Annotated in this window: 7 protein-coding genes; all 7 read right to left on the bottom strand. The window is 25.9% G+C overall.

Going from position 1 to position 6,054, the window contains the following annotated elements; all coding sequences use genetic code 4:
* Positions 1-155: 155 nt before the first annotated feature.
* The 7 genes from MAU_RS01105 to MAU_RS01075 all read right to left on the bottom strand — a co-directional run bounded on the left by MAU_RS01105 (position 156) and on the right by MAU_RS01075 (position 5,991).
* A complete protein-coding gene (locus tag MAU_RS01105; protein WP_004423895.1) occupies positions 156-731 on the bottom strand; it encodes a variable surface lipoprotein in 576 nt (191 codons plus the stop codon).
* A 104-nt stretch (positions 732-835) separates the two neighbouring features.
* A complete protein-coding gene (locus tag MAU_RS03415; protein WP_004423893.1) occupies positions 836-1,405 on the bottom strand; it encodes a variable surface lipoprotein in 570 nt (189 codons plus the stop codon).
* Between the two features lie 184 nt (positions 1,406-1,589).
* Positions 1,590-2,504, bottom strand: a complete 915-nt coding sequence (locus MAU_RS03410; RefSeq protein ID WP_004423892.1) for a variable surface lipoprotein — start codon at positions 2,502-2,504, stop codon at positions 1,590-1,592.
* 309 nt (positions 2,505-2,813) lie between these two features.
* On the bottom strand, positions 2,814-3,455 hold the full coding sequence (locus MAU_RS03405) for a variable surface lipoprotein (RefSeq protein ID WP_004423889.1): 642 nt from the start codon (positions 3,453-3,455) through the stop codon (positions 2,814-2,816).
* A 257-nt stretch (positions 3,456-3,712) separates the two neighbouring features.
* Entirely contained in the window at positions 3,713-5,050 is a 1,338-nt protein-coding gene (locus MAU_RS01085) for a BspA family leucine-rich repeat surface protein (RefSeq protein ID WP_004423887.1), read from the bottom strand.
* A 240-nt stretch (positions 5,051-5,290) separates the two neighbouring features.
* Entirely contained in the window at positions 5,291-5,413 is a 123-nt protein-coding gene (locus MAU_RS03715; RefSeq protein WP_274517385.1) for a hypothetical protein, read from the bottom strand.
* Positions 5,414-5,526: 113 nt separating this feature from the next.
* Positions 5,527-5,991: a variable surface lipoprotein gene (locus MAU_RS01075; RefSeq protein WP_004423885.1), complete on the bottom strand. Its 465-nt coding sequence runs from the start codon at positions 5,989-5,991 to the stop codon at positions 5,527-5,529.
* Positions 5,992-6,054: the final 63 nt, after the last annotated feature.

The following is a 6,054-nucleotide window of genomic DNA, read 5'->3' as shown; positions in this document are numbered from 1 at the left end:
TTCCAAAAAAAAAAAAAAAAAAAGCGAATTTTGGTCACAAAAATGTTAAAAAACACTGAAATTTAGTTAAAAATCAGTGTTTTGGAATAAAAATTGATTTGAAGTGTCTCTATTAATTAGTAACTTTTTTTACTATTAAAAGATAACTAAAATTACTAATTTAAATTGGAAAATTCCTTAAAGGTTTCAAACTTGTCGTTCATTATTTTATTAATGCCATCATTGTGATCAATAAGGCTTTTAATATCTTCTAAGGGCACCTCATCAGTAAGGTCTTTTTGTGTTTCTTTAAAACTTTTTACAAATTCGGCTAACTCAGATTTGAATTCAGAAACTAATTTAGGAAAGTTATCCTTTGTTAGTTTATCTTTGTATTCTGGATGTTTTCCATCATTAATAAATTTTTTAGCTTTTTGGTCATCAAATTGAGCTGCTCCGATCTTAGAAATCATATTTTCAAAGTCTTGAATTAATTCGCTTAGTTGTTTCTTTAATTTTTCAAGTGCTGTTTCTTCTTTTTTAGGAGTTGATGATTGGTTTGATTTTAATGAATTACTTTCTTGTTCTTTTTTAGCTGAATTAATTGATTTATTTGCAGTTTTTGAATCACTAATCTTTGTTTCTTCATCAGTGGTCTTGATTTTCTTGCTGCATTTTGCAGCAATTAAAGGCATTGCAAATAAAGGAGTAAGAGAACTTAGAACTAATAGAGATTTGTTAAATTTTTTCATAATATTTATCTTTCAAAATTGATTTAAAAATTAAATAAAACACTGAATTATGATTGAAATTCAGTGTTTATAATTGTTATGTAAGAATTATATAGTATTGATTATTATTTTGAAACTTTTTCAAAGATAGTAAATTGTTCTTTAACAAAATCTGGAATTGGTTTAGTGTGTTCTAAAAGATCTGATGCTTCTTCTTCATCTATTGTTTCTTTCTTTTCGATTTTGTCAAGTATATCTTCTTTTAAATCTTTTATAAATTCTTCTAATTCTTTAGTGAATTCTTCTTGTAATTTCTTAAATGTGCTATCGTCTTTTAGATTTTTAAGACCAAGTTTATTTTTTTCATCGTCTTTTAATTTACTTAGTTTGTCGTTGTCAAACTTAGCACTTTTAATCTTAGCGATTTTTTCTGTTAAATCTTTAACTAGTTTTTCAGTTTGTTCTTTAAGTTTCTTTACATTTTCTCCATCAGCTTTTTGTGTTGTAGCACTTGGGTCATCTGCTGGTGGTGTTGTTGAATTAGAAGGATTGGTAGGATTTTTAGGATCTGTTTCAGGTGCTTTATTTGTATTATCATTTTTATTAGTTTTATCACATGATGCTGCAATTAGTGGTAAAGCTGCTAATGATGATATTGAACCTAAAGCTAATAGAAAGTTATTTAGTTTTTTCATAATATCAATCTTTCAATTTTTATTTAAATATTCAAATATTTGTATTTTAATTAGGTTAAATATAGCAGTTACACTGCTACAAATACAAATTTTACTTTTTTTTTTTTTTGCCAAAGTCACAAAAAAACACTGAATTTTCAATCAAAACTCAGTGTTTTTAAAAAGTTTTAGGTTTATTTTTCCATTATAAGTAATCAAAAGCATCTAGTAATAAGATATCTTTTTCAGGATCTCAGAATGTAGATAGATAGTCATTTTCAAAAGCATAAATATCTTCAATTATTTCATTAATTAATTCAGGATCTTTTTCAACATCCTTTAAGTCTTCTTGAATTTGAGAAACAAAACTTGTTATATCACTTGTTATTGTTTTAAGTTCTTTTTCTAATAGTTCTTTTTTAACTTTTTTATCTTTTAGAAAAGTTTCGCTATCTTTTAATTCAAATTTTTCAATTTTTACTTTAATTTTTTCAATCTTTTCTAATTCTTTTTTAACAAATTCTGTTGATTGAGATAAATTAGATTTTTCTTCTATCTTTGCAGTATTAGCTTCAAAAGGAGTTAAAAGAAGAGTATCTATTTCATCTCCTCAAAATGATTCTAGATAAGATTCAAAATCATCAATTGTATTTTGAACATGTTGTTTAAAGTCTTCTAAGCCTGCAAATTCTTTTTTAGCAGTTTTTAGAACTTCATCTTTAAAGTTCTTAGTGAATTGCTCAATAGTTTTAATAGCTTCGTCTAGATCTTTCATTAAATCATCTTTAGTAATCTTTTTTTCTTTTCCATCTTTTAATATCAAATCTAGACTTGATTCTTTAGATAATTCTTCTTTGGTCTTTGTTAATTTAGCCTTAACTGCTTCAAAGCTCTTGAATTTATCGTCATTTTCCTTAAGAACTTCTTCTATGGCATTATTTTTTTCTGAAGAATTATTGTCTTTATTTCTACCATTCTGTGAATTATTTGCATTCGGATCATTTGCTTCAGGTTTCTTTGCTTCTTCTTTAGTTCCACCACATTTTGCTGCAATTAGTGGCATTGAAGCTAAAGAAGCAACACTTCCTAAAGCTAGAAGAAATTTATTTAGTTTTTTCATTATTTAATTTCCTAATTATTCAAATATTTAAATATCAAGTTATTAACTTTAGGTAGCAATTTACAATTGCTACAAACCCATATTTTACTTTTTTTTTTTTTTTTGCCAAAGTCATAAAAAAACACTGACCTTTCAATCAAAACTCAGTGTTTTTAAAGGAAATTTCCTATTTTATAAGTTAAATTAGTATTTTAGTTAATCTTTATATTAATTAGAAAATCCCACATCAAAGACTGACCAAAATATAAAAAATACCTGCTTATTGCAGGTATATATTTTAAAAATATTGACATTAAAACTTAATAATTTTTAGTTTAACTTTTCAACTTTTTCAGCAAACTTTTTAAGTTCTTCAATGATTTTTGAAAAATCATTTTTCTTAGCTGTTTTTATTTGATTTCTTAACTTATCAAAATCAGTTCACACAGTGTCGTACTTATTAAATGGTGATTTTTTAGCTTTTTCATTAATTGCATTCAATTTGTAATTTAATAGATGTTTATATCCTGCGATTGCATCTGTATATTTATCATCTAATTCAGCAAGAATTTTCTTATCAAATTCAGATAAATGTTTTTCAATTTCCTTAACTTTATCTTCATTTGTATCTTTGTTAAGAGCAGTAATTTCTTTTCTTAATTTATCAAATTGATCTCAAAGTTTTTCACCATATAGTTTCCCTGGAAACTTTTTAGCTACTTCACTTAGTACATTGTATTCAGCCTTAAGTGCTGCAACTTTGTCTTCCTTTTTATTTTGATTATTTGATCCTGAATTATTGGTTCCTCCAGAATTATTTCCACCTTGGTTATTGTTATTATTTCCAGGGTTTTTTTCACTTGGAGTTTTTTGTTCATTCTTAGTTCCACCACAATTTGCAGCAATTAGTGGCATTGCAGCTAAAGAAGCAACGCTTCCTAGAGCTAATAGAAATTTGTTTATTTTTTTCATAACCTAATTTCCTAATTTAATTTATTCAAATATTTAAATATTAGTTTTCTTTACTTTAGGTAGCAATCTTTGATTGCTACAAAACCATATTTTACTTTTTTTTTTTTTGCCAAAAATAGCAAAAATTCATTGAATTTTCAGTCTAATTCAATGAATTTTGTAGGTTTTTAACAAGAAATAACAGCTAAAATTGACTAATTTTATTGTTTTAAAAACGGTTTGTTTTCAATAGAAAATTAGATAATACTAACTAAAATTTAACCTCTTTTTATGTTGCTAAATTTAGGCTTATTTGATTCTGTCATATGACGGCTAAAGTTATTAGATGAAGAAACTTTTGTTACTACTCAAGTTGATATATTTTGATTGAAGGAAATAGCATTTCAGAACATTTGGTCCATATTTGTTACATTCTTTACATCTCAAGCCTTAATATCTTGATTAAAAGAATTAGTTTCACTAAACATATTATGCATTAAATCAACGCTTGAAACATCTCATTTTGTTATATCTTGATTAAAATCTTTAGCATTGCTAAACATATGACTCATATTCTTTACTTTTGAAACATTTCAATCCTTTAGGGGTTTATTGAATTTAGCAGCTTTATAAAACATATAGCTTAAATCTGCAACTTGGTTATTGTCTAGTTTGAATACATCGCTATTAAATTCAGAAGCTCCAGAAAACATTGAATTTATTTCTTTTATACTCTTAAGATTTCAACGATCAAGACTTTGATTAAATTTAGATGCATTCATAAACATTTTCTTCATGTTTTTAACATTTTCAGTATTTCAATTTGAAATGTTTGAATTGAAGTTGTTTGCATCTTCAAACATGCTTTGCATAGTTGTTACACTCTTTGTGTTTCAGTTTGAAATATCACCATTAAATTTTGCAGCCTTGTGAAACATTAATCTCATATCACTTACATTTTCAGTGTTTCAAGATTTTAGATCTTGATTGAAATTTTTAGCTTGATCAAACATAGAAAACATACTTACAATATTTGATGTATCTCACTTGTCAAGATTTTCAATTCTTTCAGATCGATTTTTTCTAAATGCATCAGCTAAACTAGTAATTTCTTCAGGTAGTTTTTCTGGAACTTTTTTAACAGTGTCTAGAAATTTTGAAATTTTACCTTTTTCATCATATCCAATAACTAAAACTTCGGTTTTATCTGCATTATATTGTGTTTCAACTTTTTCTAATTTGGTAAGTTTCTTAATGGTTAAATTTAGTTGACCTTTTATAATCTCTGAGTTATCTTTAGTTTTAATAACAAGACTTCCGTCTTTTAGTAAATTAGCTTTTTTGATACTAAATTCAAAATCAGCTTCATTTAATTTTTCTAGTCCATTTTGTTTTTGCAAAGCTTCTAAAATATCTTTAATTTGTCAGTTATTTTGAGGTTCAATTTTATCTTTTAATTCTGAAATATCAAATTTAATAGCTTCGCTTTGTGCTTGATTGCTGTTATTATTTGTTTCATTGTTAGGTTTTTTACATGAAATAGCAATTAAAGGTAGGGATGTGATTGTGAATAAAATTCCAATCTTTTTTAGGAATTTGCTTCCTATATTTTTCATTATTTCTCCTAAAAAATTAAGTTAAAATTATCAAAAATTTTTAGCTGCTATTGCTAAAAAATATAAAGTTTTGTAAGGCAGTAAAGAAACAAAGGAAAAAATTAATAGATAACCTTTTGTTCTTAACTTTTTATATCTTTGTACTAAAAAATTAATTTTACTTTTTTTTTTGCCAAAGTAGCAGCAAAAAGTTAAAAAAATGCCTCAGAATGAGGACATTTTTAGCTAATTGTTATGTTTTTATTTTTGTTCGGTAATTGGGGACTGTGCAATTTCATATTTTTTAGAAACGTTCGTTAAATTTTCACCTAAAAGAAAGTCATAAATCACTTTCTTCTTTAGATTATACGCATATTTTGACATATAAAAAATCCCCCTCTTTTCGTTTACCGGTTTTGTCCGGTATTTGGGGGACTCTGCACTTTGCTTTTTTAGTTGACAAAAAAACACAGCAAATGCTGTGGAAAAAGTATTTATTAGTTTAGACTTTTAAGACTATTTAGTCAACCGTTAACTAATTTTTCATCACCTTGTTTTTTCTTAGGATCTATTTTCTTAGGCACTAAATTTGCATTAGTTGCTTTTTCTTCATTTGCTTTTTGTTTCTTTAGAATATCTTCTAGGCTTAATTCATTAGGTTTTTTTGGTTCTACAGTTTTTGGTTGATATTTATAAATGTCTCTACCTCAAACTTCATAAATATAAGTTGAAGCTGCAAGAGCTTTTTCTTCTTGAGATTTTTCTTTTGGAGTATTAGTTTCTGGCTTAGTTGCAGGAATTGTGGTTGAAGTTTCACCTTCTTTGTTTTTTTCTGGATTTTTAGCAGGAGATTTTTCTTCTTTTTGTTTATTAGTCCCATTGCAGTTTGCAGCCACTAATGGTAATGATGCTAATGAAGCAACACTGCCTAAAGATAATAGTATTTTGTTGATTTTTTTCATTATTTAATTTCCCAATTTTTCTTAAATATTCAAATATTAATTTGTCTTAAAATAAGCAATTTT

The sequence above is a fragment of the Metamycoplasma auris 15026 genome, from assembly GCF_000367765.1.
In the GTDB taxonomy this organism is placed as follows: Bacteria; Bacillota_I; Bacilli_A; order Mycoplasmatales; family Metamycoplasmataceae; genus Metamycoplasma; species Metamycoplasma auris_A.
The sequence above is the reverse complement of the archived record's forward strand: the minus strand, read 5'-3'. Positions and strand labels throughout refer to the sequence as shown.